This window comes from Burkholderia sp. BCC0097, assembly GCF_902832985.1.
GTDB classification, from domain to species: Bacteria; Pseudomonadota; Gammaproteobacteria; order Burkholderiales; family Burkholderiaceae; genus Burkholderia; species Burkholderia orbicola.
The window spans coordinates 99562-125411 of the sequence record NZ_CADFDM010000005.1 but is presented as its reverse complement, the minus strand read 5'-3'; the positions used below and the strand labels follow the sequence as shown (position 1 = coordinate 125411).

Sequence of the window (25850 nt, the reverse complement as noted above, 5' to 3'; positions counted from 1 at the left end):
GGGCTATTGGCGGTAAATGCCACGCTACGCATCAGCATCGAACACTTGGAGAGGCCCGCCCAGTATGGCGTTGAAGGAAACAGACCGCGCAAACCCCGGTGAAACGGAAGGGGTAAAAACCCACACCCCGTATATGCAGCAGTACCTGCGCATCAAGGCCGATCATCCGGACACGCTCGTCTTCTACCGGATGGGCGACTTCTACGAACTGTTCTTCGAGGACGCGGAAAAAGCGGCGCGCCTGCTCGACCTGACCCTCACGCAGCGCGGCGCCTCGGCGGGCACGCCGATCAAGATGGCCGGCGTCCCGCATCACGCGGTCGAGCAGTATCTGGCGAAGCTCGTGAAGATGGGCGAATCGGTCGCGATCTGCGAACAGATCGGCGATCCGGCCACGTCGAAGGGCCCGGTCGAGCGCAAGGTCGTGCGCGTCGTCACGCCCGGCACGCTGACCGATGCCGCGCTGCTGTCCGACAAGAACGACGTCTACCTGCTCGCGATGTGTACTGGCCACAACAAGCGCGGCGTCGCGGTCAATATCGGCCTCGCATGGCTGAACCTCGCGAGCGGCGCATTGCGTCTCGCGGAAATCGAGCCCGACCAGCTTGCCGCCGCGCTCGAACGCATCCGGCCGGCCGAGATCCTGACACCGGACGGCGCAACCGACGCCCTTCCCGCCGGCGCGGGCGCGAGCAAACGCGTGCCGGCCTGGCACTTCGATATCGCGTCGGGCACGCAGCGCCTGTGCGACCAGCTCGACGTCGCGAGCCTCGACGGGTTCGGCGCGCATTCGCTGACGAGCGCATGCGGCGCGGCCGGCGCGCTGCTGCTCTACGCAGCAGCCACGCAAGGCCAGCAACTGCGGCACGTGCGCAGCCTGAAGGTCGAGAACGAAACCGAATACATCGGGCTGGATCCGGCCACGCGCCGCAACCTCGAACTGACCGAGACGCTGCGCGGCACCGAATCGCCCACGCTGTATTCGCTGCTCGACACCTGCTGCACGACGATGGGCAGCCGCCTGTTGCGTCACTGGCTGCATCACCCGCCGCGCGCGTCGGTCGCCGCGCAGTCGCGCCAGCAGGCAATCGGCGCGCTGCTGGACGCGCCGGCCAACGCGAGCCTCGATGCGTTGCGCAGCGCGCTGCGACAGATCGCCGACGTCGAACGGATCACCGGGCGGCTCGCGCTGCTGTCCGCTCGCCCGCGCGACCTCTCGAGCCTGCGCGACACGTTCGCCGCGCTGCCGGCGCTGCGCGAGCGCATCGGCGCGATCGTCGCGAACGCGGATACGCTCGCGCGCGTCGACGCGGCGCTCGCGCCGCCGGCCGAATGCCTCGACCTGCTGACGAGCGCGATCGCCACCGAACCCGCCGCAATGGTCCGCGACGGCGGCGTGATCGCGCGCGGCTACGATGCCGAGCTCGACGAGCTGCGCGACATTTCGGAAAACTGCGGGCAGTTCCTGATCGATCTCGAGGCGCGCGAGCGAGCGCGCACCGGCATCGCGAACCTGCGCGTCGAATACAACAAGGTGCACGGCTTCTACATCGAGGTCACGCGCGGTCAGACCGACAAGGTGCCCGACGATTATCGCCGCCGCCAGACGCTGAAGAACGCCGAACGCTACATCACGCCGGAACTGAAAACCTTCGAGGACAAGGCGCTGTCCGCGCAGGAACGCGCATTGGCGCGCGAGCGCGCGCTGTACGACTCGGTGCTGCAGGCGCTGCTGCCGTTCATCCCCGAATGCCAGCGCGTCGCGTCGGCCCTCGCCGAGCTCGACCTGCTCGCCGCCTTCGCCGAACGCGCCCGAGCGCTCGACTGGGTCGCGCCGACCTTCACCGACGAGATCGGCATCGAAATCGAACAGGGCCGCCACCCGGTCGTCGAAGCGCAGGTCGAGCAGTTCATCGCCAACGACTGCCGTTTCGGCACCGAGCGCAAGCTGCTGCTGATCACCGGGCCGAACATGGGCGGTAAATCGACGTTCATGCGGCAGACCGCGCTGATCGCACTGATGGCGTACGTCGGCAGCTACGTGCCGGCGAAGTCGGCGTGCTTCGGCCCGATCGACCGGATCTTCACGCGCATCGGCGCGGCCGACGATCTCGCGGGCGGCCGCTCGACCTTCATGGTCGAGATGACCGAAGCCGCGGCGATCCTCAACGACGCGACGCCGCAAAGCCTCGTGCTGATGGACGAAATCGGCCGCGGCACGTCGACCTTCGACGGCCTCGCGCTCGCCTGGGCCATCGCGCGCCACCTGCTGGCGCACAACGCGTGCTACACGCTGTTCGCGACGCACTATTTCGAGCTGACGCAACTGCCGGCGGAATTCCCGCAAGCAGCCAACGTCCACCTGTCGGCCGTCGAGCATGGCCACGGGATCGTGTTCCTGCACGCGGTCAACGAAGGCCCGGCGAACCAGAGCTACGGCCTCCAGGTCGCGCAACTCGCGGGCGTCCCGGCGCCGGTGATCCGCGCCGCGCGCAAGCACCTCGCGTATCTCGAACAGCAGTCGGCATCCCAGCATACGCCGCAACTCGATCTCTTCAGCGCGCCGCCCGCGGCCGTCGACGATCTCGAATGCGCGGACGCGCCGGCGTTGCCCGACACGCCGCATCCGGCGCTCGAAAAACTGCGCGACATCGATCCCGACGATCTCAAGCCGCGCGAGGCGCTCGACCTGCTGTATGAATTGCGCACGCTGGTCCGGTCGCACGATGCCGACGGGCACGCGTAAGCGCATGCCGCGCGGCCTGCCGGCCCGCGCCGCCGCCGCGCTCGTCGCGGCGGTGCTTGCGGTGGCGCAGGCCGATGCACTGGCCGCGCCGCCCAAGCGCAGCGCAGCGCCCTATTCGTTCGCGGTCGTGTCGGGCGTCATCAATGCTCCGGCGGACGAACCGGCTGCGCAGCGGCTGCTCGATGCGATTGCACGCGAGCGCAATCTCGCGTTCGTCGTCTACGCAGGCGATCTCAAAGGCTCGAAGGAAGCATGCCGCGACGCGCTGTATTCGCAGCGCGGTGCGATCCTGGATACGGCGCGCGTGCCGCTCGTGTTCATTCCCGGCCACGACGACTGGATCGCCTGCAACACCGCGGCCGGCGGCAGCTACGACCCGGTCGAGCGGCTCGACTTCCTGCGGCAGACGCTGCTCGCCGATTCGGCTCTGCCCGACCCCGGCGCACTGCAGATCACGCGGGAGAGCGAAGTCGCACGGTTCCGGCCGTATCGCGAAAACGCACGCTGGATGCGCGACGACATCGTCTACGTCGCACTCAACGCGCCGGCGCCGAACAACCATTATTTGACGGCGGGCGGCCGCAACGGTGAATTCGAGGACCGCATCATCGCGAACGGCTTCTGGATCGACCATGCGGCCGAATATGCGAAGCGGCGCGAAGCCCGTGCGATGGTCGTGATTTTCGAAGGCGATCCGCAGTTCGAACGCTATGAACGCGCGGAACGCTTTGCCTGGCTGCGTTTCAACCGGCCGCGCGTGCGCGACGGCTTCCGCGAGCTGAAACGAACGTTGGTGAAGGCGGCTGCGACGTTCCGCGGGCCCATTCTGGTGATGCACGCGAGCGGCGAACCGCTGGCGAACGGCTTTCTGATCGACCGTCCGCTGCATGGCGACGACGGTGAGCTGGTCGGAAACGTGACGCGCGTCGCGGTCGGACCGCGCCATCCGACGAATCAGTGGGTGAAGGTAAGCGTATCGCCGGCACGGCAGACGATCTTCAACGTGAGCCTGCAGGAGGTGCCGAAGAACCTGCCGGTGCCGCCCGCGCTGCCGCTCGCGCCGCGCGACGACGTGCCGCTGCCGCAGATGCCGGAAATCCCCGCGCTGCCGGCGCTGCCCGACGCGTCGTCGGTCGCGCCGCCGTTGCAGGGGGACGGCGCCGCACCAGGCGGCGCGTCATGGCCGGCACCGCCCCCCGCATCGGGGCCGGCGCCGGGCCTGCCGGCAAGCTCAGTGCAGCGTACGCCCTGACGGCGCCTCGCCGTCTTCGTCGTCGTCCTCGTCCACGATCTCGAGCCCTTCCGCGCCATGCGCGTGCTCGTGCTCGATTTCGTCTTCGGTGGCTTCGCGAACGTCCTTCACGGTCAGCGCGAAACGCAGCGCCATGCCCGCCAGCGGGTGATTGCCGTCCAGCACGACCTTGTCTTCGGCGATATCGGTGACCGTATAGATCAGCGAGTCGGCTTCCTCGTCACCGTCTTCCGGCGTGCCTTCGAACTGCATGCCCACTTCGAGCGGCTCGGGAAAACGGTCGCGCGGCTCGATCTTCACGAGCTCGGGATCGTAGTCGCCGAACGCGTCCTCCGGCTCGAGCTGGATCTGCGCCTGATAGCCTGCCTCGTGGCCGTCGAGCTGTTCCTCGATCTTGGGGAACGTGCCATCATAGCCGCCGTGCAGATAGACCATCGGCTCGTCGCTTTCCTCGATCAGATTGCCCTGTGCGTCCGACAGCTTGTAAGTGACCGACACGACGGTGTTTTTTGCGATTTTCATCCAATTCTCCCAAATACAAGTCTCATTATACGATGCGCAACCGGTCTCAAGCCGAACCGCGGGATACCGCTGCCGCCCCGCTCGGCGCACCGCCCTCCGATCTTCCCACGCCGCTGCTCGGCGGTCTCACGCCGGCGCAATTCATGCGCGACTACTGGCAAAAGAAGCCGCTGCTGATCCGCCAGGCGATCCCAGGCGTCGCGTCGCCGGTCACGCGCGATGACTTGTTCGAGCTCGCCGCCGACTATGACGCGGAATCGCGATTGATCACCCATTTTCGTAACAAGTGGCAACTGGCGCACGGTCCGTTCGAACCCGACACACTGCCCGCGGTGACACGCAAATCCTGGACCCTCCTCGTGCAGGGGCTCGACCTGCACGTCGACGCGGCGCGCGCGTTGCTCGACCGGTTCCGCTTCATCCCCGACGCGCGCCTGGACGACCTGATGATCTCGTATGCGACCGACGGCGGCGGCGTCGGCCCGCACTTCGATTCGTATGACGTGTTCCTGCTGCAGGTCGAAGGCCGGCGCCGCTGGCGGGTCGGCGCGCAGAAGGATCTGTCGCTGCAGCCGGACGTGCCGCTGAAGATCCTCGAAAACTTCGAGCCGAGCGACGAATGGGTGCTGGAGCCCGGCGACATGCTGTACCTGCCGCCGCACATCGCGCATGACGGCGTGGCCGAAGGCGAGTGCATGACCTGCTCGATCGGCTTCCGGGCGCCGTCCGCCGGCGAGCTGGGCGCCCAGTTCCTGTACTACCTCGCGGAGCGCGGCGGCCTGCGCGACGCGGGGGGCGACGACCTCTACCGCGATCCGAAGCAGCCGGCCGTCGATGCGCCCGCGCAACTGCCGCCGGCGATGGTCGAACGCGTGGCCGAGATCGTCGACGCGATCCGCTGGCGCAAGCGCGACGTCGCCGAATTCCTCGGCTGCTACCTGAGCGAGCCGAAATCGAACGTCGTTTTCGACCCGCCCGAGCGTCCGCTGTCCGAGGCCGCATTCGTCACGCAAGCGTCACGCCGTGGCGTGCGTCTCGACAGAAGGGCCGCATTGATGTATAACGCGCGCTCGTACTTCATTAATGGCGAGGAAGGACCGCTCGAGGAAGCCGAGGAATGGCTCCCCGAACTGGCCAATCAACGTCAGATGGAGGCGAAACGGTTTGTAACACTATCCCGGGTCCCTTCGATGACAGCCTTGTTGCACGAGTGGTATCGTGCGGGCTGGATACGGGTCGGAAACCGGAATTAGTGTGAGTCGCCCCGTATGCCCGTACAGATCAAATTCTGTATGGGAAAGACAACGTATTGACCCCGCATTTGTCGACGGTCGATAGGAAAGTGCATATAATTTCCGCCCAAGCCGTAGGGAAGATTCACGCTCTAAGAAGTGCATCTCCACCAGCGGCCCAGGTCGGTGTTGGAGCACATTACCGGTATTGTTTCGCGCTGTTGCTTACCTTTAACCATAAAAGGACGTGATCATGAAGAAATCCCTCCTCGTAGCTTCCCTGTTGGCTGCTGTTGCACTGGCTGCTTGCAACAAGAGCGCTGATCAAGCTGCTTCGTCGGCTGCAAGCGACGCGGCTGCTGCTGCTTCGTCGGCTGCTTCGGCAGTTGCTGGTGCTGCGAGCGACGCTTCGGCTGCTGCTTCGTCGGCAACGGCTGCTGCGAGCGACGCTGCTGCTGCAGTGGCGTCGGCTGCTTCGGCAGCGACGGCTGCTCCGGCTTCGGGCGCAAGCCAGTAAGCCTTCAGCATCAGCTGAAAAAAACCGGCCCGAGGGCCGGTTTTTTTACGTCTGCCGCTTTCGAATCGAGCGCCCGGCAGCCGCTTCGGGCCGCCGCGGCAGCCCTGCTCCGCTCATCCGAGCATCAGCCAGTCGAAGCCCGCGTCCTGCGAGGCCACGACCACGTCTTCGCCGTCCGTCCCGAGTACGCCGCCAAACGCCTGGCGGGCCAGTTCCGGCAGATTGTTCTGCTGGCTCAGATGGGCCGCGACCAGGTGCTGCAAACGGCTGCGTTCCAGCGACGCAAGGATGTCGGCCGCGGCGGCGTTGCTCAGATGGCCGTGGTTGCCGCCGATCCGCGCCTTCAGCGACTGCGGATAGCGGCTGGCGGCCAGCATCGCGGTATCGTGGTTGGATTCGAGCACCAGCGCGTCACAGCCGCTCAGGACGGCCGTGATGTGCGGCGTGGCCATCCCGACATCCGTCAGCACGCCGAGCCGGCGGTTTCCGTCCATGAAGACGAACTGAAGCGGTTCCCGCGCGTCGTGGGGGACCGTATAGGGCATCACGGCGAGATCGCCTATCGCGGCCGTCTCGTCGCCCCACAGCACGTGGAGATCGACATCGGCCTCGTCCGCGCCGACCGCGCGCGCGGTGCCCCAGCTCATGTAGAGCGGCAGCGACACGCGGCGCGCGAGCGTCAGCGCGCTGCCGACGTGGTCGCTGTGTTCGTGGGTAATGAGGATCGCATCGAGATCGGCGATGCAGAGATTCAGTCGGCCGAGCCGGCGCTCGACCTCCTTGGCAGAAAAGCCGCAGTCGAGCAGCACGCGGGTGGTCGTCGTGCCGCTCGAGGCCTCGACGACCAGCGCGTTGCCTTCGCTGCCGCTTCCGAGGCTGGCGAATCGCACGCGCTCAGTTCAGCTGCGCGTGCAGCAGCGAAATGAGCCGCTGCGCGTCCGACGAGTTGTCGATCTGGCCGTTCGCGCCGACCACCGCGACCTGCGTACCATTGCCCTGCGCGCGCACGTTGATCAGGTATTCCTTGCCGGGCTTGGCCGCCGACGGACCGCCGTAGAACAGCTTGCCGAACAGGCCGTCACGCTTGAGCTCTTCCATCGAATTCGCATAGCGCACGGTGTAGACGCCCTTCTCCCGGTCGCGATTGTCGACCGTGAAGTTGGTCCGGTCGAGCGCCAGGCCCACGCGCAGCCATGCGCGGTCGAACGACTCGGCCAGTTGCAGCGTCGCGGCGCCGCCGCTCGTATCGCTGACCTGCGCCGGCGCCGTCGCGGGGCGCGCATCGGTCAGCAATTGCTTCGCCTGCGCGTCGGTCAGGCCGAACTTCTGCATCAGCTTCGACAGGAACACGGCTTCGAGCACCGGGTTGCGCGGACGCTCTTCCCAGCGCGACGACGTGCCGCCCTGCGGGCCGACCATCATTTCTTCCATCGCGCTGTGCGTGATCGAGATGTCGGTGTTGCCGTCGGACGTGCGGTTCACGAGCGTGCGGAAGCGGTCGCGCGTGCCCGACGAATAAGCGAAATCGATGACCCGGCCGATCGTGCGGCGGAACCAGTCGTCCGGAATGTTCGCGCGATTCTCGGCCCAGTCGGTGGCCATGATGCCCGTCGACGGCGCATCGGTCTTCAGCGAGAAGCCGTTCTCCTGCCAGAATTCCTTCAGGATCGGCCACAGCTGCTCGGGCGTCCGGCCGTCGACGACGAGCCAGCGGCGATCGCCGTCGCGCTCGATGTGCATGCCGAGCGGATCCTGCGCGCTCGGGATGCCGTCGGTCGCATTGCCGGCCTGCGTCATGGCCCGCGGCGGCAGCGTGCCGAGCCCCGCGTTGGTCGGCGGCGCGACGAACTGCTGCGTCGTCTGCACCGGCTTCAGGTCGCTCGGCACCGCGAGCGGCGGCGCCGAGCCGGTGTTCTTGTAATTGACCCGGTCGGGGGCCAGGTAGTCGTTCAGCGTATCGCAGCCAGCGAGCGCGCCCAGCGCCAGCGCCACCACCGACAACTGGATGGCGCGAGAGGAAAAGGCGAAACGTTTCATGAAATCCTTCGTCTTGCTAGAACGCTCGTCAGGAGCGGCGCCGGACGGAGCCGGCCGGTGCGGGTTGATCAGGGGTCGAGCCGGCGGCCGCAGGACGCGGCCGCCTCGGCATCAGAGGACGCCGGCCTCGACGAGGGCCGAACGCACGGCATCGTGGCAGCGCTCGTCGAGCGCCGTGAGCGGCAGCCGGATGCCGCCCTGCATCTTGCCCATCGTCTGCAGCGCCCACTTCACCGGGATCGGGTTCGCTTCGATGAACAGGTTCTTGTGCAGCGACAGCAGCTTCATGTGCAGCGCGCGGGCCATCTGCACGTCGCCGGCCAGCGCCGCGCGGCACAACTCGCTCATCGCGCGCGGCGCGACGTTCGCGGTCACCGAGATGTTGCCGTGGCCGCCGAGCAGCATCAGCGCGATCGCGGTCGGATCGTCGCCGCTGTAGATCGCGAAATGCTTCGGCGCGGCCTTGATCAGGTGCGCGGCGCGATCGATGTTGCCGGTCGCTTCCTTCACGCCGATGATGCCCGGGACTTCCGCGAGGCGCAGCGTCGTCTCGTGCGTCATGTCCGCGACCGTCCGGCCCGGCACGTTGTACAGGATCACCGGCAGGTCGACCGCCTCGGCGATCGTCCGGAAGTGGCGGTACATGCCTTCCTGCGTCGGCTTGTTGTAGTACGGCACGACCTGCAGCGTCGCGTCCGCGCCGACGGCTTTCGCGTGCTTCGTCAGTTCGATCGCCTCGGCGGTCGAATTGCCGCCCGCGCCCGCGATGATCGGGATGCGTTTCGCCGCATGCTCGACCGCCGTGCGGATCATCAGGATGTGCTCTTCGACGCTGAGCGTTGCCGACTCGCCGCTCGTACCGACGACGACGAGCGCATCGGTGCCTTCCGCGATGTGCCAGTCGACCAGTTTGCGAAACGCCGGCAGGTCGAGACTGCCGTCTTCGAGCATCGGGGTGACGATCGCGGGGATGCTGCCGCGGATTTGAATGCCGTCTTGGGTGCCGTTAGCCATGAAACGCGATTGATTGTGTACCGGTAAACGTTGAGATTGTAGCGGATTAGCCGGGCAGTCCGTAACGTGGAATTCCCGCCCCCGCCTTCGGGGTCGCGCCCTCGCGCACTGCGCAGAGGCGCTGCACGAATGCCTCGCGCGGCGCGGCGACGAAACCGTCCTCGTACGCGACCACCCGCAGGCGGCCGTGCACCGCGTCCAGCAACTCGCCCGGGGCGAGCAGGAACGCGGGGTTGGACGGTTTCCCGACCGTTTCGTTTCCTTGCGCGAAGGTTTCGTAGATCAGCACGCCGCCCGGCGCCACGGCATCGAGCAGATGGGGCCAGAGCGGCCGATGCAGGTAATTCGTGACGATCACGGCCGCAAACCGCTCGCCGGCCGGCAGCGGCCATGGCGCGCCCTCGAGATCGGCCGCGCGGGAGTCGACGCCGGGAATCGCGCGCAACGCGGCCAGCGCGGCCGGGTCACGGTCGAGCGCGACGACCGGATGCCCGCGCGACGCGAACCAGCCCGCATGGCGGCCGCCGCCCGCGGCAACGTCCAGCACCGCCCCGCCGGCCGGCACGAGCCGCGCCCATTGCGCGACCCAGCGCGACGGCCCGGCCTGGCCGACGTGGCCGCCCGCGGCGGCGATGACGGATTCGCTCATGCGCCGGATCAGTTGTACGACAGGCCCATCGCGTCGCGCACGTCGCGCATCGTTTCCGTCGCGTACTTGCGCGCCTTGTCGCAACCGTCCGCGACGATCGCGCGCAGCAGCGACGGATCGTCCATGTACTTCTGCGCGCGCTCGAGCATCGGTTGCTGTTCGCGCAGGATGCCTTCGACGACCGGCTGCTTGCAGTCGAGGCAGCCGATACCCGCCGAGCGGCAACCCTTCTGCACCCATTCGTGCGTCGCTTCGTCCGTGTAGACCTGGTGAAGCTGCCACACCGGGCACTTGTCGGGGTCGCCCGGATCGGTGCGGCGCACACGTGCGGGATCGGTCGGCATCGTGCGGACCTTCTTCGTGATCGTCTCGGCGTCTTCACGCAGGCCGATCGTGTTGCCGTACGACTTGGACATCTTCTGCCCGTCGAGGCCCGGCATCCGCGACGCTTCGGTCAGCAGCGCCTGCGGCTCGACCAGGATGATCTTGCGCGCGCCTTCGAGATAGCCGAACAGGCGCTCGCGGTCGCTCATCGACAGGCTTTGCGATTCCTGCAGCATCGCGCGCGCCTGTTCGAGCGCCTCGTCGTCGCCTTCCTGCTGATACGCGTTGCGCAGCTCGTGATAGAGCTTCGCGCGCTTGCCGCCGAGCTTCTTCGCGGCTTCGAGCGCCTTCTCCTCGAAACCGGGCTCGCGGCCGTACAGGTAGTTGAAGCGGCGCGCGATCTCGCGCGTCATCTCGACGTGCGGCACCTGATCCTCGCCGACCGGCACGAGCGAGCCGCGATACAGCAGGATGTCGGCGGCCATCAGCACCGGGTAGCCGAGGAAGCCGTAGGTGGACAGATCCTTGTCCTTCAGCTTCTCCATCTGCTCCTTGTAGGTCGGCACGCGTTCGAGCCAGCCGAGCGGCGTGCTCATGCCGAGCAGCAGCGCGAGTTCCGCGTGCTCGGGCACCTTGCTCTGGATGAACAGCGTCGCCTGCGCCGGATCGATGCCGGACGCGAGCCAGTCGATCAGCACATCCCACACGTTCTTCTCGATGACCTCGGGCGTCTCGTAGTGCGTCGTCAGCGCATGCCAGTCGACGACGCAGAAGAAGCACGGGTACTCGGACTGCAGTTTCACCCAGTTTTTCAGCACGCCGTGGTAATGACCGAGGTGCAGCGACCCGGTGGGTCGCATGCCGGAGAAAATACGTTCTGGGAACATGATTGTCGTTAGAAAAGCGAGGCGAAGGGAGACAGGATGGCGCTCAGGACGGCGTAACCGACATTGACGAGCGGACGCAGCCAGAAGTTCGTCAGCACGCCCGTCGTGACGAGCACGAGGACGATGATGAAACCGTACGGCTCGATGCGCGACAGCGCGATCGATTGCCTGGTCGGCAGCAGCGCCGCCAGGATGCGGCCGCCGTCGAGCGGCGGCAGCGGGAACAGGTTCAGCACGCCGAGCACGAGATTCGCGCTGACGCCGGCGAACGCCATCCGCGTGAAGAATGGCTCGTCGACGCCGACGGCCGGCAGCACGAGGGTCAGCAGGCCCCAGACGAGCGCCTGCACGAAGTTGCAGGCCGGGCCCGCGAGCGCGACCCACAGGCTGCCCCAGCGCGGATTGCGCAGGTTGCCGAACGACACCGGCACCGGCTTCGCATAGCCGAACAGGAATGCGCCGCCGGTCAGGAAGTACATCGCGAGCGGAATCGCGATCGTGCCGAGCGGGTCGATGTGGCGCATCGGATTGAACGACACGCGCCCCATCGCGTAGGCGGTGTTGTCGCCGAGCAGGCGCGCGGCGTAGCCATGCGCGGCCTCGTGCAGCGTGATCGCGAAGATCACGGGCAGCGCGTAGACGGCGATGGTCTGTATCAGGGAAGCATCCATATCGCGTTATTGTAACAAGCGCACTCGCGCAAAAATGACACCGCGGGTCATGCGGCCGAGAGTCCGAACGGTTCGAGCGCGCCGCGCCCCGCACGGACGAGTTCGGGCGCGTCGCCGGTCAGGTCGATCACCGTCGACGGTTCGCGCGGGCACGCGCCGCCGTCGATCACGAGGTCGACCTGTTTCTCGAGCCGCGTGCGGATTTCCTCCGGATCGTTCAGCGGTTCGTCGTCCGGCGGCAGGATCAGCGTCGTGCCGAGCAGCGGCTGGCCGAGCGACTCCAGCAGCGCGAGCGTGATCGCGTGATCCGGCACGCGCAGGCCGATCGTCTTGCGCGACGGGTGCGACAGCCGCCGCGGCACTTCCTTCGTCGCCTGCAGGATGAACACGTACGGGCCCGGCGTCACCGACTTGATCTGCCGGTACTGGCGGTTGTCGACCATCGCGAAGTTGGCGAGCTCCGACAGGTCGCGCACGAGCAGCGACAGGTGCTGCTTTTCGTCGAGGCCGCGAATCCGGCGCACGCGCTCGACCGCATCCTTGTCGTCGAGATGGCACGCGAGCGCATAGCTCGAATCGGTCGGCATCGCGATCACGCCGCCCTTGCTGACGATCTCCACCGCCTGCTTGATCAGGCGCGGCTGCGGATTATCCGGATGAATCCTGAAGAACTGGGACATGGGGACACGTAAAGAGGGAGAAGTCGGATGTGCGCATCAACGGCAACGCGGGCGGGCCGAAGCCGCCCGGCGTCAGAGCCAGCGCTCCCAGACCGGCGTCAGGTCGGACGGCAACGGCGGCAGGCTGCCGAGCTCGATGCGGCCTTCGCCCGGTGCGTGGAAATCCGAGCCGCGCGACACTTCGAAGCCGAAGCGGCGCGCAACGTCCGCGTATTCGCGGTACTGGTCGGGCGTATGGCTGCCCGTGATGACCTCGATCGCGCGGCCGCCGAGATCGATGAACTCGCCGAAGAACGCGTCGAATTCGACCGGCGTATAGCGATAGCGGCCCGGATGCGCGACCACCGCTTCGCCGCCGGCCGCGCGAATCCAGCCAACCGCGTCGGACAGGGACGCCCAGCGGTGCGGGACGAAGCCGGGCTTGCCGTCGCCGAGCAGGCGATCGAACACGTCCGACGTCGATTCGGCGTGGCCGTTTTCGACGAGAAAGCGCGCGAAGTGCGTGCGCGAGATCAGGTCGGGATTCGATACGTATTTGAGTGCGCCTTCGTACGCGCCCGGGATGCCGAGCGTCGCGAGCTGCTCCGCGATCGCCAGCGCGCGCGCCGCGCGGCCGTGGCGCGTGCGGTACAGGCCATCGACCAGCGCCGGATGGGCGGGATCGATGTTCAGGCCGACGATGTGTACGGTGCGCGAGGCCCACGTGACCGAAATCTCGACGCCGCTCAGGTAGCGCATGCCGAGCGCTTCCGCCTCGCTGCGCGCCACCGCCTGGCCGCCGATCTCGTCGTGGTCGGTCAGCGCCCACAGGGTCACGCCGCCGGCATGCGCGCGGCGCGCGACGTCGGCAGGCGACAGCAACCCGTCGGAAACATTGGAATGGCAGTGGAGATCGGCGTTCATTGTCGGCATCGCAGGTAAGGCCTCATTCTACTGCAACGCCGCAATTGCGCCGGCCGCCCGCCCTGCGGCCAGCGCCAAGCGCCTATGCGCAGAACGCCTCGATCAGCGCCGCGATCTGCTCGGGCTGGTCGTGATGCACCATGTGGCCGGCATCCTCGATGAGCTTCTCGCGCCAGTCGGGGAACGCGTTGAAGCGCGCCTTGAATTCGGGCAGCGGGATGTCGCCGGCGATGTGCGCGAGCGTCGGCGAATTGACGGCCTCGACGTGCAGCACCTTCGCTCGCACCTGCTTCCAGGTCGCCATCACTTCGTCGAGCCGGTACAGCAGCGGGCCCGGCATCTTGTGCGCCGGGTCGGCCAGCAGGTGGTAGAGGCCGTCGTCGCCGCGTTTCGACCAGTGCGCCGCGAGAAATGCGGCGCGGCGCGGGTCGAGCCGCGGATTGGTCTTGATCAGGCGCGCCGCCACGTCGTCGAGGGACGCGTACGGCCGCAGCGCGGGCGGCTCGCGCAGCTCGTCGAGCCAGCCGCGCAGCCGGCGCGGCGCCTGTTCGGCGCGAGCCGGCGCGAGCCCGAACCCTTCGAGATCGACCACGCGGCGCACGCGTTCCGGCCGGGCGCCAGCGTACAGGCACACGACGTTCGCGCCCATGCTGTGTCCGACCAGGTTGACCTCGCCGGTCGGCGCGTAGCGGTCGACGAGCGCATCGAGGTCGGCCAGGTATTCGTGGAACCAGTAGTGGCCGCCGCCCTGCCGCGCGACCGGCCAGTCGGACAGCCCGAAGCCGCGCGCATCGGGCGCGATCACCTGCCAGTCGCCCGCGAGTGCATCGACGACGAACTGGAACGACGCAGCGACATCCATCCAGCCATGCAGCATGAACAGCGTGGGCGCATCGGGCCGGCCCCAGCGCCGCACATGCAGCTGGACGCCGCGCACCGTGACGAAATCGGAAACAGAACTCGAGGCACTCATTGCAGCCGCCAAAAAAAGAATGGTCGTTCGATTATAGCGGCGACGCCACGGTTCAGGCGGCCGGCAATCGAGGTACCGCTCTAGCGGCGAGGTCGTACGGAGCCAGGCAGAAAGAGGCTGTCGATCGAGCGTGCAAGCAGGCGCCCCACCCGACGCAGCCGCCCGCGAGCCGACTAACGCGCGGTGCGCCCGTCCGCCGCGTCCTGCGCGGCCAGTTCGTCGAGTTCGGCCTCTTCGAAGCCGGCATCGCGGCGCGCATCGAAATTGAACGGGCCGCGCAGCCGCGGCGCGTGGTATTGCTCGGCGAGCTGCCGATAGGTCGGCACGGGATCGCGCCCGGCTGCGTCGCACAGATGGCGGAACCAGCGGTTGCCGATCGCGACATGGCCGATTTCGTCGCGCAGGATCACGTCGAGGATCGCAGCCGACGCATCGTCGCCCGCCTGCACGAGCCGCGCGCGAATCGGCGGCGACGCGTCGAGCCCGCGAGCCTCGAGCGTGCGCGGCACGAGCGCCATGCGCGCCAGCACATCGCCCCGGGTCCGCTCGCACATCTCCCACAGCCCGTTGTGCGCGGGAAAATCGCCGTATGCGTGCCCGAATGCCGCGAGCCGGTCGGACAGCAGCGTGAAGTGGTAGGCCTCCTCGGCGGCGACCTTCAGCCAGTCCGCGTAGAACGCGTCGGGCATGTCCGCGAAGCGCCAGACCGCGTCGAGCGCCAGGTTGATCGCGTTGAACTCGATATGGGCGAGCGCGTGCAGCAGCACGGCGCGCCCTTCGGGCGATCGCATGCTGCGCCGCTGCAGCTCGCGCGGCTCGACCAGCGGGGGCCGCGCCGGGCGCCCGGGCAGACCGGCCGGTTCGCGCAGTTGGAGCGACGGCGCGATGGCTGCCTGCCCGGCGCGCAGCGCATCGTGCAGCGCGCGCACCCGCGCGGCCTTGGCCGCCGGCTCGGCAATACGCAGCGCATCGAGCGCCACGCTGCGCACACAGACCTGCGCCTGGTCGAAAGAAGAAGACTCCATGCTCATAAACGGGGACACCTTGCGTACGCGTCGCGGGAGCATCGGCACGCGACGGTTTACAATATGCGTTTGTTCCGCGGCGCCAGGCGCCGGACAAACCGGACGCGCCATTCTACCGGCGCCCATCATCGAAGAGACAAGGAGACTCCGTGACGATCTACAAGCTGGGCGAGACGGCCCCGACGATCCACGAAAGCGTATTCGTCGCCGATACGGCGGCCATCATCGGCAAGGTCGTGCTCGAGGAAAACGCGAGCGTGTGGTTCGGCGCGACGATTCGCGGAGACAACGAGACGATTACGGTCGGCGCCGGCAGCAACGTCCAGGAAGGTGCGGTCCTGCATACCGACCCCGGCTTTCCGCTGACGATTGCGGAAAACGTGACGATCGGGCACCAGGCGATGCTGCACGGCTGCACGATCGGCGAAGGTTCGCTGATCGGGATTCAGGCGGTGGTCTTGAATGGCGCGGTCATCGGCCGCAACTGTCTGGTTGGTGCCGGCGCGGTCGTGACGGAAGGCAAGACTTTCCCGGACAACTCGCTGATTCTCGGCGCACCGGCGAAAGTCGTGCGCGAGCTGTCGGCCGAAGACGTCGCGCGGCTGCGCGCGAACGCGAAGACGTATGTCGAGCGACGCGCGCATTTCAAGGAGCAACTCGTGCGGATCGGGTGATTCGCGCGGATTTCAAGGAAGAAGAGTGAGCGACCAGTTACAGAAATTCATGTTCAATGCGGCGCCCGTGCGCGGCGAGATCGTTTCACTGCGCAACACGTGGCAGGAAGTGCTCGCCCGCCGCGACTACCCTGCCCCCGTGCGCACGGTGCTCGGCGAAATGATGGCCGCGTGTGCGCTGCTGTCCGCGAACCTGAAATTTCACGGCACCCTGATCATGCAGATCTTCGGCGACGGGCCGGTCCAGATGCTGGTCGTCCAGTGCGGGTCCGATCTGTCGATGCGGGCCACCGCGAAGTTCTCCGGCGACGCCGCGCAGACGATCAGCGACGACACGAGTTTCGCGTCGCTCGTCAACGCGAGCGGCCACGGCCGCTGCGTGATCACGCTCGATCCGGCCGACAAGCTGCCGGGCCAGCAGCCGTATCAAGGCATCGTGCCGCTGAACGGCGTCGACGGCCCGCTCGAATCGGTGTCGCAGGTGCTCGAGCACTACATGCATCATTCGGAGCAGCTCGACACGCGGCTGTGGCTCGCGGCCGATCGCGACCGCGCAGTCGGCATGCTGCTGCAGAAGCTGCCGGGCGACGGCGGCATCGTGCCGCGCAACGCCGAAACCGATATCGACACGTGGGAGCGCGTGTGCACGCTCGGCGGCACGCTGTCCGCGAAGGAGCTGCTCGAAGTCGAACCGGAAGTCGTGTTCCGCCGGCTGTTCTGGCAGGAAAACGTGCAGCACTTCGAACCGGCCGGCACGCGCTTCCAGTGTTCGTGCTCGCGCGAGAAGGTCGGTGCGATGCTGCGCATGCTCGGTCGTGAAGAAGTCGACAGCGTGATCGTCGAGCGCGGCCACGTCGAGATCCACTGCGAGTTCTGCAACCAGCGCTACGAATTCGATCCGGTCGACGTCGCGCAACTGTTTGCGGCACCCGGTGTCGAAACCGGCATCGCGCCCGCGACCGACCAGCGTCACTGAGCCACGCGCCCGTGCCCGCCACCGGCGCGGCACGGGCGCATAATGACGCACGAGCGCCGCACCGCGGCTCAGGCGCCCAAGGCCCGGCCTTCGGCGCAAGCCGCTTTCCCACGGTCGGCGCGCCGCAGGAGAAACACATGAATCGCCCTCACCCCTTGCTCACCATCCGCAGCGTCGTCCTGACGGGCATGGCCGCCGGCACGCTCGCGCTGGCCGGCTGCGCGATGCCGCCGCCGACTTCCACGATCCTGAGCCGCCTGCCCGAACCGGGCGCGTCGGGCGGTCAGCCGCCCGTGCTGTCGAGCGTCGAACGCAAGCGCTACGACGAGATCGACCAGCAGGTGCTGCGCGAACAGAACAGCGCGATGGCAGCCGAAGCGGCCGCGCGCGCGTGGGCGTATTACTCGCCGCCGCCCGTGACGGTCTACGGCGGGTACTACGGCGGATGGGGCAATCGCTGGGGCACGGGCGTCAGCTACGGCTACCCGGGCTGGTGGTGGTGAGCGGGCGTCGCCCGATCGATTGATGACTGGCAGGAAATAAAAAAGCGCGGAATTTCCCGCGCTTTTTCAATGGGTTCGAGGTATTGCGCTCAGTGATGCGCCGGCTTGCCCTTGTCGCCGCCGTGATGGCGCGACGGCTTCGCGATCGATTGCGGATTGGGCACGACCCGCACCGGCGCCGCGGACACAGCGCCGCGCGTCGACGTATTCGATGGCGTGGTGTTCACCGGCCCTGCCGGCGCATTCGGCGACACGAACTGCACGAATACTTCGCCGTCCTTCACCATGCCCATCTCGTAGCGCGCACGTTCCTCGATCGCCGCGGTGCCGCTCTGCAGATCCTGCACTTCTCCCGCGGTGCGCTCGTTGCGCAGCTTCTCGTCCGCGTTCTTCTGAAGCTGGTCGTCGAGCTGCTGACGCAATTCATGCACCCGCAGCCAGCCGCCGTGTCCCCACCATAGGGGGTACTGAATGAGCGCCAGCAAGGCAATCAGGACGACAGTGACAAGCCGCATGTAAGAGACGCAGATATAAGAAGCGCCGCTCCGCGCACAGGCACAGAGCGGCGTCGAGATGACGAACCCGATAGTAGCGCGTTAGCGCAGGTTATAGAAAGCCGATTTGCCCGGGTAGCTCGCGATGTCGCCGAGATCTTCCTCGATGCGCAGCAGCTGGTTGTACTTCGAGATGCGGTCGCTGCGCGACAGCGAACCCGTCTTGATCTGACCGGCGTTCAGGCCGACCGCGATGTCCGCGATCGTCGAATCTTCCGTTTCGCCCGAGCGGTGCGAGATCACGGCCGTGTAGCCCGCGCGCTTCGCCATTTCGATCGCCGCGAACGTTTCGGTCAGCGTACCAATCTGGTTGATCTTGATGAGGATCGAGTTCGCGATGCCCTTCTCGATGCCTTCCTTCAGGATGCGCGTGTTCGTGACGAACAGGTCGTCGCCGACCAGCTGCACCTTCTTGCCGAGGCGATCGGTCAGCAGCTTCCAGCCGTCCCAGTCGCTTTCGTGCATGCCGTCCTCGATCGACACGATCGGGAACTTGTCGGCGAGCGTCGCGAGGTAGTCGGTGAATTCGGCCGACGACAGCTGCAGGCCTTCACCCGCGAGCTGGTACTTGCCGTCGTGGTAGAACTCGGATGCCGCGCAGTCGAGCGCGAGCAGCACGTCTTCGCCCGCACGGTAGCCGGCCTTCTCGATCGCCTGCAGGATCGTCGACAGGCACTCGTCGTTGCTGCCGAAGTTCGGTGCGAAACCGCCTTCGTCGCCGACTGCCGTGCTCATGCCGCGGTCGCTCAGGATCTTCTTCAGCGCGTGGAACACTTCCGCGCCGCAACGCAGCGCTTCACGGAACGTCGGCTGGCTGACCGGAACGATCATGAATTCCTGGATGTCCAGGCTGTTGTTCGCGTGCGCGCCGCCGTTGACGATGTTCATCATCGGCACGGGCAGTTGCATCGCGCCCGAACCGCCGAAGTAGCGGTACAGCGGCAGGCCGGCCTCTTCGGCGGCGGCCTTCGCGACGGCCATCGATACGGCCAGCATCGCGTTCGCGCCGAGGCGCGACTTGTTGTCGGTGCCGTCCAGCTCGAGCAGCGTCTTGTCGAGGAACGCCTGTTCCGACGCGTCGAGGCCCATGATGGCTTCGGAGATTTCGGTGTTGATGTGCTCGACTGCCTTCAGCACGCCCTTGCCGTTGTAGCGGCCGGCTTCGCCGTCGCGCAGTTCGATCGCTTCACGCGAGCCGGTGGACGCGCCCGACGGCACCGCCGCGCGGCCCATCGTGCCCGATTCGAGCAGCACGTCGCATTCGACGGTGGGGTTGCCGCGCGAATCCAGAATCTCGCGGCCGATGATATCTACGATTGCACTCATGGGTTTCCTCTGAGAATGACGATGGATTCTTCAAACTGCGACGACGTGCGTGCCGGAACCGCTTTCGCTACAGACGCGCGAAGCCGCCGCAAGGTTCATTCGATCTTTAATTGAAATCGTTTTCCAGGAACGGATTGCGCTTCACCGCCTGGTCGAGCGTGACGAGGGTCTCCAGCAACGCGCCCATCCGGTTCAGCGGCACCGCGTTCGGGCCGTCCGACTTTGCCTCGGCCGGATTCGGATGCGTTTCCATGAAGAGGCCCGCGACGCCCGTCGCGACCGCCGCACGGGCGAGCACCGGCACGAATTCGCGCTGGCCGCCCGAGCTCGTGCCCTGCCCGCCCGGCAACTGCACCGAGTGGGTCGCATCGAACACGACCGGCGCGTTCGTCTCGCGCATGATCGCGAGCGAACGCATGTCCGACACGAGATTGTTGTAACCGAACGAGACGCCGCGCTCGCACGCCATGAAGCGGTCTTCCGACAGGCCAGCTTCACGCGCCGCGTCGCGCGCCTTGTCGATCACGTTCTTCATGTCGTGCGGCGCGAGGAACTGGCCCTTCTTGATGTTGACGGGCTTGCCCGAGCGCGCGCACGCATGGATGAAGTCGGTCTGGCGGCACAGGAACGCCGGCGTCTGCAGCACGTCGACGACCGACGCGACCTGCTCGATCTCGTCGATCGAATGCACGTCGGTCAGCACCGGCAGCCCGAGCTGGCGCTTCACTTCGCCGAGAATCCGCAACCCCTCGTCCATTCCGAGGCCGCGAAACGACTTGCCCGAGCTGCGGTTCGCCTTGTCGTAGGACGACTTGTAGATGAACGGGACGTTCAGCTTCTCGCAGATCTCCTTCAGGCGGCCCGCCGTGTCGATCGTCATTTGCTCCGATTCGACGACGCAGGTACCCGCGATCAGGAAGAAAGGCTGGTCGAGACCGACCTCGAAATCGCACAGCTTCATGCTTGCACTCCGCGCGCTTGCTTGTTGGCGAGCGCCGCTTCGACGAACGACTTGAACAGAGGATGACCGTCACGCGGCGTGGACGTGAATTCCGGGTGGAACTGGACGCCGACGAACCACGGGTGCATCGAACGCGGCAGCTCCATCATTTCCGGCAGATCCTCGCTCGGGGTACGGGCGCTGATGATAAGGCCGCCGGCTTCGAGCTGGGGCACGAAGCGGTTATTGACTTCATAACGGTGGCGATGGCGCTCGTTCACGTCCTTGCCGTAGATTTCTTCCGCCATCGTGCCCGGCTTGATCGGGCAGCGCTGCGAACCCAGGCGCATCGTGCCGCCGAGATCGGATTCCTCGGTGCGCGTCTCGACCTTGCCTTCGCGGTCGTACCATTCGGTGATCAGCGCGACCACGCGCTCCGGCGTGTCAGGATCGAATTCCGTGCTGTTCGCCTGCTTCAGGCCGACGACGTCGCGCGCGAATTCGATCACCGCGAGCTGCATGCCGAGGCAGATGCCGAGGTACGGCACCTTCGACTCGCGCGCGTAGCGAACCGCTGCGATCTTGCCTTCCGTGCCGCGACGGCCGAAACCGCCGGGCACCAGCACGGCGTCGAGATGCTTCAGGCTGTCGACGCCGTTCGTCTCGAGCTCTTCCGAGTCGATGTACTCGATGTTGACCTTGGTCGACGTGTGGATCGACGCATGGCGCAGCGCCTCGATCAGCGACTTGTACGATTCGGTCAGATCGACGTACTTGCCGACCATGCCGATCGTCACTTCCTGCTGCGGGTTCTCGAGCTTCTCGACGAGCGCCGACCACATGCTCAGGTCGGCGTCCTTCGGCGACAGCTTCAGCTCTTCGCAGATGATCCGGTCGAGGCCCTGGTCGTGCAGCATTTGCGGAATCTTGTAGATGCTGTCGGCGTCCCACACCGAGATCACCGCGTCTTCCGGCACGTTCGAGAACATCGAGATCTTCTTCGATTCGTCGTCGGGGATGCGGCGATCCGCACGGCACAGCAGCACGTGCGGCAGGATGCCGATCTCGCGCAGCTTCTGCACGCTGTGCTGGGTCGGCTTCGTCTTCAGCTCGCCGGCCGTCGCGACGTACGGCACGAGCGTCAGGTGCACGAAGCACGCGCTGTTGCGGCCGAGGCGCAGGCTCATCTGGCGCGCGGCCTCGAGGAACGGCAGCGACTCGATGTCGCCGACCGTGCCGCCGATCTCGACGATCGCGACGTCCGGCTCGCCGCAGGTGGCCGATGCCGCCCCGCGCTCGATGAACGCCTGGATTTCGTTCGTGATGTGCGGAATGACCTGCACGGTCTTGCCGAGATAATCGCCGCGGCGTTCCTTGCGGATCACCGATTCGTAGATCTGGCCGGTCGTGAAGTTGTTGGCCTTGCGCATCTTCGTGCTGATGAAGCGCTCGTAGTGGCCGAGGTCGAGGTCGGTCTCCGCTCCGTCTTCCGTCACGAACACTTCGCCGTGTTGAAACGGGCTCATCGTGCCGGGGTCGACGTTGATGTAGGGATCAAGCTTGAGGAGGGTGACTTTCAGACCGCGCGATTCGAGGATCGCGGCGAGAGAGGCGGCGGCAATACCCTTGCCGAGGGAAGAAACTACGCCGCCGGTGACGAAAACATATTTGGTCATCGCTGGATGCTCGCGGGAAAAACGGATTATACCGTAAAGCCCGCCCTTCTCTCAGCAATTGGCGTGATGATCGCGCCCCGTTCGGGCCGACCCGTGCCGGCCCGCGCCGACCGTGTGCGCCGGCGTGAACCGGCCGGCCGGTCGGCGCGGTACGCATGCACCGGCGGGCGTTCCAGCCGCCCGGCGAAACGTCAGGCGCGCTTCGCGAGCGGCGCGCCGGCCTGCCAAACACCGCCCTCTTCCGCCTTCAGCGAATTCAGCATCCGCTGCAATGCGCGGGCGGTCTCGATCGGCCGCTCCATCGGGAACAGGTGACTGCCCTCGAGCCATTCGATGCGGCCCCGCGTCGCGCGGCGCGTCGCGTCGAGCCCGACTTGCCGCACCTCGCGCGAGCGCGTGCCGGCGAGAAAGCCGAGCGGCACCGGCGCGCCGTGCGCGAGCCGCGGGCCGAGCGTGTGCGGCAGCGTCCGGTAGATCAGGTATTCGACCTGCCGGTCGAATGCGAGCGCGCGCTCGCCGTCGGCGCCGGCCTGCGGAATCCCGTAGTCGATATAGTCGGCCAGCATCCGTTCGTCCCAGCGCGCGAACGCGGGCTTCTCGCGGAAGTGCCGCCAGACTTCGTCGCGGCTCATCCAGCGGGTGCGCCGGTTGCGCGTCGCCGCGGCCGGCGACAGCCGCTCGTCGAGCCCCGCCCACTGGCTCGCGCGCAGCGCGCCGGCACGCCAGCCCGCGATGATCGGCGAATCGATCATCACGACGCCGCGTACCCACTGCGGCTTCTTCAGCGCGGCCATCAGCGACAGGTAGCCGCCGAGCGAATGGCCGACGAGCCAGACCGGGCGCTCGTAGCGGCTGCCGATGTCGTCGAGCAGTTGCTCGACGAGATGCGGCCAGTCGCGCGTCACCGGGTAGCGGCGGTCGTGGCCGATCCGTTCGATGTAGCGCAGCTCGTAGTCGTCGGCCAGTTCGGCGAAGATCGTCCGGTACGTCGACGCCGGGAAGCCGTTCGCATGCGAGAAGTGGAGGATGTCCTTCAAACGCCGATGTCTCCTTTGTCGGTGGGAGCTAGTGCTTCAGCACTTACTCCCACCCCATGCTTCGTGGTCGACCGGCGTTGGCGCTTTGGCTCTCACGCCAGTCCCATGCTTCGTATTCTGTCGGAACCGTGCCTGCGCACGGCACGCCGCCCCGAGCTTTCCATCCCGATACGCCGGCCTTCGCCGCGCTCACCGGTCCATCCAGTACCGGCGCCGCTCGTCGCGATAGCGCGCGAAGGCGAACCCGCCGCCGGCCGGCGCGACGTCGAATCGCACGGCGCCGTCGCGATCGGTGCGCGGCAGCGGAATCCCGCGCGCCTCGTAGCGGGCCAGCACGGTCCGGTGCGGATGCCCGAAACGATTGCGATAGCCTACAGGAAATACCGCGACGCGCGGCCTGACCGAATCGAGGAAAGGCTCGACCGACGACGTGCGGCTGCCGTGGTGCGGAACGATCAGGATCTGCGCGGCCAGTGCGTCGCGCGCATCGTTCACGAGCCGCCGTTCGCCGCGCGCATCGATGTCGCCCGTCAACAGCGCGGACGTGCCATCCGCATCGATGCGCAGCACGCACGACTGCCCGTTCGACGACCCCGTGCCCACCCCGCCCGGCGGCCACAGCATCGTGAAGGCGACGCCGTCCCAGGTCCAGCGCTGCCCGGCCGCGCACGGCAGCCGGTCGGCGACGCCCGCGGCTGCCGCGTCGCGCCACAGCCGGCTCTTCGGCGCAATGCCGGCCAGCAACTGGCGCACGTCGGCGGCCGCATAGACGGCCGGTGCGCCGCCCGCGTGATCGGCATCCGCATGACTGAGCACGAGTGAATCGATCGTCGCGATGCCGCGCGCCCGCAACGCCGGCGCGACGATCCGCGCACCGGCGTGGGACGATTCCGCACCCGGCCCCGCATCGAACAGCAAGGTCCGCCGCGCGGTTTCGACCAGCACCGCCGCGCCCTGCCCGACGTCGAGCACGGTCATCCGGAAGCCGCCGGGCGGCGGCGCATCAGGCGCCGGCGCGACCAGCGGCAACCACGTGAGCGGCGCCGCCCAGCGCAACGGCCAGCCACGCGGCATCAGCGCCCACGCGACGCCCACGCATGCGAGCGCCAGCACCGGCCACTCGGGCATGCGCAGCCAGAACACGCCGGCCGGCCAGTCGGCCAGGTGCCCGAGCAGCGTCATCATCGGCGCGAGCGCCGCATGCGCAAGCCGGAAGGCCGCCGCGTCGAGCGGCGGCGGCAACGCGATGCCGGCCAGCACGACCGGCGTGACGACCGAGCTGACCCACGGAATCGCGAACGCATTGCCGAACGGGCCCGACAGGGAAACCTGCGCGAACCACGCGGCGGTGAGCGGCGCGAGCCCGATCGTCACCGCGTACTGCACGCGCGTCGCCTCGGCGATGCGGCGCCGGCAGCGCGTCGCCCACCCGCGCAACCCCCTCCGCAAGCGGGCCGTACCGCTTTCCGCGCCCGTTTCGTCGATCTCGTCGCTCCGATCGACCTCGCGCACCGGGCGCCAGCCGGCAACGGCCAGCAGGATCACGGCGACCGCGCCGAACGACAGCCAGAACCCGGCCGACAGCACGGCCCACGAATCGGCGAGCAGCACGCCGCCGAGCGCCGCGCACAGCACCGCGGACGTCGGCACGCTGCGGCCCGCCAGATACGCGACGCCGCCGCCCGCGATCATCCACCACGCGCGCTGCGCCGGCACGTTGAAGCCGGCGAGCGCGGCATAGCCCGCGGCGGCAACCAGCGCCGCAAGCGCGGCCGCGTACGGCGCCGGCACCACGAGCGTCGCGGCCCGCGCGCGCCAGCGCACACGGCGCCAGAGCATCGACACGAGCCAGCCGGCGATCGCCCCGACCAGCCCGACATGGAGACCGGAAATCGCGACCAGATGGCTCGTGCCCGTATTGCGCAGGACACGCCAGTCGTCGTCGCCGATGCCCGACTGGTCGCCGATCGCCAGCGCGGCGACGATGCCGCGGTGCGCCGCATCGGCACCGAGCACGTCGCCGATGCGTGCGCGCAGCGTGTCGCGCACCCGATCGATCGATGCACGCCATCCCGATGCGCGCGCATCCAGCAATATCGCCCGACGCGGCGCACTGACATAGCCGATCGCACGAATGCCCGCGGCGAGCCACGCCGCTTCGTTGTCGCGCACGCCGGGATTGGCCTCGGCATGCGGACGCTTGAGACGCACGACGAAACGCCAGCGTTGAGCCGCCCGCAAATCGGGAAGCGCATCGCGGGTCGCGGCTGCGCCATACGCGCGCCACGACAGCCGGATCAATGGCGGAAAACAGGTGAGCCCCGCATCGTTCGATTCGACCGCGAACAGCAGCCGCGCGCCCGTTTCATCGACGACGGGCAACCCGCGGATCACGCCCGTGACGACGATGTCGCGCCCTTCCCATTCCGCCGGCAGGCTGTCGCTCAAGCGCCATTCGGCTCGCGCGGCCGCATAGCCGAACCCCGCGACGCTGGCCGCGAGCGCCCACAGCATCCATCCGCATGCAACGACCGCACGCGTGCGCGGTCGACGCACGCACCCCACACCGAGCGCCGCACAGCCCGCGAGCACGGCTGCTCCGACCGTCCATGCGATCGCCCCCGGCAACGCCGCCTGCCGCTGCAGCACGACGACGCCGAGCGCGAACGCGATCCACCCCACGCGCATTCCGCCTCCTCGTCGACCCGGCGCCACCCTGCCAATACGGCGCC

At 67.4% G+C, this 25850-nt stretch carries 24 protein-coding genes and 1 pseudogene; 7 read left to right on the top strand and 18 right to left on the bottom strand.

The genetic code is table 11. The annotated features are described in order from the left end of the window. The first annotated feature begins 64 nt into the window (after positions 1 to 64). Positions 65 to 2746 carry a DNA mismatch repair protein MutS gene (gene mutS, locus HWX07_RS18040; RefSeq protein WP_175877188.1) on the top strand — a complete coding sequence of 894 codons (2682 nt, stop codon included), beginning with the start codon at positions 65 to 67 and terminating at the stop codon, positions 2744 to 2746. Positions 2747 to 2750: 4 nt separating this feature from the next. Then, positions 2751 to 3998, top strand: coding sequence for a hypothetical protein (locus HWX07_RS18035; protein ID WP_175877187.1), 1248 nt, complete (start codon positions 2751 to 2753; stop codon positions 3996 to 3998). Here HWX07_RS18035 and HWX07_RS18030 read toward each other — a convergent pair. Next, entirely contained in the window at positions 3978 to 4520 is a 543-nt protein-coding gene (locus HWX07_RS18030) for a peptidylprolyl isomerase (protein WP_011694320.1), read from the bottom strand. The two genes, HWX07_RS18035 and HWX07_RS18030, sit on opposite strands and share 21 nt — an antisense overlap. 32 nt (positions 4521 to 4552) lie before the next feature. Here HWX07_RS18030 and HWX07_RS18025 point away from each other — a divergent pair, with 32 nt between their 5' ends. Then, positions 4553 to 5773 carry a cupin domain-containing protein gene (locus HWX07_RS18025; protein ID WP_175877186.1) on the top strand — a complete coding sequence of 407 codons (1221 nt, stop codon included), beginning with the start codon at positions 4553 to 4555 and terminating at the stop codon, positions 5771 to 5773. Between the two features lie 56 nt (positions 5774 to 5829). Continuing rightward, positions 5830 to 6076: pseudogene (locus HWX07_RS37260) on the top strand (hypothetical protein). Here the strand turns inward: HWX07_RS37260 and HWX07_RS18020 are convergent. The 11 genes from HWX07_RS18020 to HWX07_RS17970 all read right to left on the bottom strand — a co-directional run bounded on the left by HWX07_RS18020 (position 6077) and on the right by HWX07_RS17970 (position 15438). Then, complete coding sequence (locus HWX07_RS18020; RefSeq protein WP_006487056.1) at positions 6077 to 6280, bottom strand: hypothetical protein; 204 nt, start codon at positions 6278 to 6280, stop codon at positions 6077 to 6079. 102 nt (positions 6281 to 6382) lie between these two features. Beyond that, on the bottom strand, positions 6383 to 7159 hold the full coding sequence (locus tag HWX07_RS18015) for an MBL fold metallo-hydrolase (protein WP_175877185.1): 777 nt from the start codon (positions 7157 to 7159) through the stop codon (positions 6383 to 6385). Positions 7160 to 7163: 4 nt separating this feature from the next. Next, complete coding sequence (gene bamC, locus HWX07_RS18010) at positions 7164 to 8306, bottom strand: outer membrane protein assembly factor BamC (protein WP_175877184.1); 1143 nt, start codon at positions 8304 to 8306, stop codon at positions 7164 to 7166. Between the two features lie 111 nt (positions 8307 to 8417). Continuing rightward, a complete protein-coding gene (dapA, locus tag HWX07_RS18005) occupies positions 8418 to 9320 on the bottom strand; it encodes a 4-hydroxy-tetrahydrodipicolinate synthase (RefSeq protein WP_175877183.1) in 903 nt (300 codons plus the stop codon). A 46-nt stretch (positions 9321 to 9366) separates the two neighbouring features. After that, entirely contained in the window at positions 9367 to 9969 is a 603-nt protein-coding gene (locus tag HWX07_RS18000; protein WP_175877182.1) for a class I SAM-dependent methyltransferase, read from the bottom strand. A gap of 8 nt (positions 9970 to 9977) precedes the next feature. Further along, positions 9978 to 11180, bottom strand: a complete 1203-nt coding sequence (locus tag HWX07_RS17995; protein ID WP_006487046.1) for a tryptophan--tRNA ligase — start codon at positions 11178 to 11180, stop codon at positions 9978 to 9980. Positions 11181 to 11188: 8 nt separating this feature from the next. Further along, a complete protein-coding gene (locus HWX07_RS17990) occupies positions 11189 to 11851 on the bottom strand; it encodes a site-2 protease family protein (RefSeq protein WP_011549479.1) in 663 nt (220 codons plus the stop codon). Positions 11852 to 11898: 47 nt separating this feature from the next. Continuing rightward, positions 11899 to 12531, bottom strand: a complete 633-nt coding sequence (locus tag HWX07_RS17985) for an L-threonylcarbamoyladenylate synthase (protein WP_006478414.1) — start codon at positions 12529 to 12531, stop codon at positions 11899 to 11901. Between the two features lie 72 nt (positions 12532 to 12603). Continuing rightward, on the bottom strand, positions 12604 to 13434 hold the full coding sequence (locus tag HWX07_RS17980) for a 3',5'-nucleoside bisphosphate phosphatase (protein ID WP_175877181.1): 831 nt from the start codon (positions 13432 to 13434) through the stop codon (positions 12604 to 12606). Between the two features lie 82 nt (positions 13435 to 13516). Continuing rightward, entirely contained in the window at positions 13517 to 14407 is an 891-nt protein-coding gene (locus HWX07_RS17975; RefSeq protein ID WP_175877180.1) for an alpha/beta fold hydrolase, read from the bottom strand. A gap of 173 nt (positions 14408 to 14580) precedes the next feature. Further along, positions 14581 to 15438: a ferritin-like domain-containing protein gene (locus HWX07_RS17970; RefSeq protein WP_175877179.1), complete on the bottom strand. Its 858-nt coding sequence runs from the start codon at positions 15436 to 15438 to the stop codon at positions 14581 to 14583. Between the two features lie 143 nt (positions 15439 to 15581). On the opposite strand from HWX07_RS17970, the gene HWX07_RS17965 reads away from it, so the two are divergent. The 3 genes from HWX07_RS17965 to HWX07_RS17955 all read left to right on the top strand — a co-directional run bounded on the left by HWX07_RS17965 (position 15582) and on the right by HWX07_RS17955 (position 17585). Further along, complete coding sequence (locus tag HWX07_RS17965) at positions 15582 to 16106, top strand: gamma carbonic anhydrase family protein (protein WP_006478410.1); 525 nt, start codon at positions 15582 to 15584, stop codon at positions 16104 to 16106. Positions 16107 to 16131: 25 nt separating this feature from the next. Then, positions 16132 to 17082 carry an Hsp33 family molecular chaperone HslO gene (gene hslO, locus HWX07_RS17960; RefSeq protein ID WP_012328811.1) on the top strand — a complete coding sequence of 317 codons (951 nt, stop codon included), beginning with the start codon at positions 16132 to 16134 and terminating at the stop codon, positions 17080 to 17082. Between the two features lie 137 nt (positions 17083 to 17219). Beyond that, positions 17220 to 17585, top strand: a complete 366-nt coding sequence (locus tag HWX07_RS17955) for a hypothetical protein (RefSeq protein ID WP_175877178.1) — start codon at positions 17220 to 17222, stop codon at positions 17583 to 17585. Positions 17586 to 17674: 89 nt separating this feature from the next. Here the strand turns inward: HWX07_RS17955 and ftsB are convergent, their stop codons facing one another. The 6 genes from ftsB to HWX07_RS17925 all read right to left on the bottom strand — a co-directional run bounded on the left by ftsB (position 17675) and on the right by HWX07_RS17925 (position 25806). Next, entirely contained in the window at positions 17675 to 18100 is a 426-nt protein-coding gene (ftsB, locus tag HWX07_RS17950; protein WP_011549473.1) for a cell division protein FtsB, read from the bottom strand. A gap of 81 nt (positions 18101 to 18181) precedes the next feature. Next, on the bottom strand, positions 18182 to 19465 hold the full coding sequence (eno, locus tag HWX07_RS17945; protein ID WP_006478406.1) for a phosphopyruvate hydratase: 1284 nt from the start codon (positions 19463 to 19465) through the stop codon (positions 18182 to 18184). A 106-nt stretch (positions 19466 to 19571) separates the two neighbouring features. Further along, on the bottom strand, positions 19572 to 20426 hold the full coding sequence (gene kdsA, locus HWX07_RS17940; RefSeq protein WP_006478405.1) for a 3-deoxy-8-phosphooctulonate synthase: 855 nt from the start codon (positions 20424 to 20426) through the stop codon (positions 19572 to 19574). Next, the gene (locus tag HWX07_RS17935) at positions 20423 to 22081 is read right to left on the bottom strand and encodes a CTP synthase (RefSeq protein ID WP_175877177.1); all 1659 of its coding nucleotides are present in this window, start codon (positions 22079 to 22081) and stop codon (positions 20423 to 20425) included. The genes kdsA and HWX07_RS17935 overlap by 4 nt, the downstream gene beginning before the upstream one ends. A gap of 191 nt (positions 22082 to 22272) precedes the next feature. Then, complete coding sequence (locus tag HWX07_RS17930; RefSeq protein ID WP_012328813.1) at positions 22273 to 23118, bottom strand: alpha/beta hydrolase; 846 nt, start codon at positions 23116 to 23118, stop codon at positions 22273 to 22275. 189 nt (positions 23119 to 23307) lie between these two features. Beyond that, entirely contained in the window at positions 23308 to 25806 is a 2499-nt protein-coding gene (locus HWX07_RS17925) for a DNA internalization-related competence protein ComEC/Rec2 (protein WP_175877176.1), read from the bottom strand. Positions 25807 to 25850: the final 44 nt, after the last annotated feature.

What these genes read in the sequence shown, in the direction of transcription:
- HWX07_RS17925 (WP_175877176.1), bottom strand. Translation starts at nt 25,806, where the DNA reads ATGCGCGTGGGGTGGATCGCGTTCGCGCTCGGCGTCGTCGTGCTGCAG.
- HWX07_RS17995 (WP_006487046.1), bottom strand. Translation starts at nt 11,180, where the DNA reads ATGTTCCCAGAACGTATTTTCTCCGGCATGCGACCCACCGGGTCGCTG.
- eno (WP_006478406.1), bottom strand. Translation starts at nt 19,465, where the DNA reads ATGAGTGCAATCGTAGATATCATCGGCCGCGAGATTCTGGATTCGCGC.
- HWX07_RS17935 (WP_175877177.1), bottom strand. Translation starts at nt 22,081, where the DNA reads ATGACCAAATATGTTTTCGTCACCGGCGGCGTAGTTTCTTCCCTCGGC.
- HWX07_RS18030 (WP_011694320.1), bottom strand. Translation starts at nt 4,520, where the DNA reads ATGAAAATCGCAAAAAACACCGTCGTGTCGGTCACTTACAAGCTGTCG.
- HWX07_RS17955 (WP_175877178.1), top strand. Translation starts at nt 17,220, where the DNA reads ATGAATCGCCCTCACCCCTTGCTCACCATCCGCAGCGTCGTCCTGACG.
- mutS (WP_175877188.1), top strand. Translation starts at nt 65, where the DNA reads ATGGCGTTGAAGGAAACAGACCGCGCAAACCCCGGTGAAACGGAAGGG.
- HWX07_RS17985 (WP_006478414.1), bottom strand. Translation starts at nt 12,531, where the DNA reads ATGTCCCAGTTCTTCAGGATTCATCCGGATAATCCGCAGCCGCGCCTG.
- HWX07_RS18025 (WP_175877186.1), top strand. Translation starts at nt 4,553, where the DNA reads ATGCGCAACCGGTCTCAAGCCGAACCGCGGGATACCGCTGCCGCCCCG.
- HWX07_RS18000 (WP_175877182.1), bottom strand. Translation starts at nt 9,969, where the DNA reads ATGAGCGAATCCGTCATCGCCGCCGCGGGCGGCCACGTCGGCCAGGCC.
- HWX07_RS17970 (WP_175877179.1), bottom strand. Translation starts at nt 15,438, where the DNA reads ATGAGCATGGAGTCTTCTTCTTTCGACCAGGCGCAGGTCTGTGTGCGC.
- kdsA (WP_006478405.1), bottom strand. Translation starts at nt 20,426, where the DNA reads ATGAAGCTGTGCGATTTCGAGGTCGGTCTCGACCAGCCTTTCTTCCTG.
- dapA (WP_175877183.1), bottom strand. Translation starts at nt 9,320, where the DNA reads ATGGCTAACGGCACCCAAGACGGCATTCAAATCCGCGGCAGCATCCCC.
- HWX07_RS17980 (WP_175877181.1), bottom strand. Translation starts at nt 13,434, where the DNA reads ATGAACGCCGATCTCCACTGCCATTCCAATGTTTCCGACGGGTTGCTG.
- HWX07_RS17975 (WP_175877180.1), bottom strand. Translation starts at nt 14,407, where the DNA reads ATGAGTGCCTCGAGTTCTGTTTCCGATTTCGTCACGGTGCGCGGCGTC.
- HWX07_RS18020 (WP_006487056.1), bottom strand. Translation starts at nt 6,280, where the DNA reads ATGCTGAAGGCTTACTGGCTTGCGCCCGAAGCCGGAGCAGCCGTCGCT.
- ftsB (WP_011549473.1), bottom strand. Translation starts at nt 18,100, where the DNA reads ATGCGGCTTGTCACTGTCGTCCTGATTGCCTTGCTGGCGCTCATTCAG.
- HWX07_RS17990 (WP_011549479.1), bottom strand. Translation starts at nt 11,851, where the DNA reads ATGGATGCTTCCCTGATACAGACCATCGCCGTCTACGCGCTGCCCGTG.
- HWX07_RS18035 (WP_175877187.1), top strand. Translation starts at nt 2,751, where the DNA reads ATGCCGCGCGGCCTGCCGGCCCGCGCCGCCGCCGCGCTCGTCGCGGCG.
- bamC (WP_175877184.1), bottom strand. Translation starts at nt 8,306, where the DNA reads ATGAAACGTTTCGCCTTTTCCTCTCGCGCCATCCAGTTGTCGGTGGTG.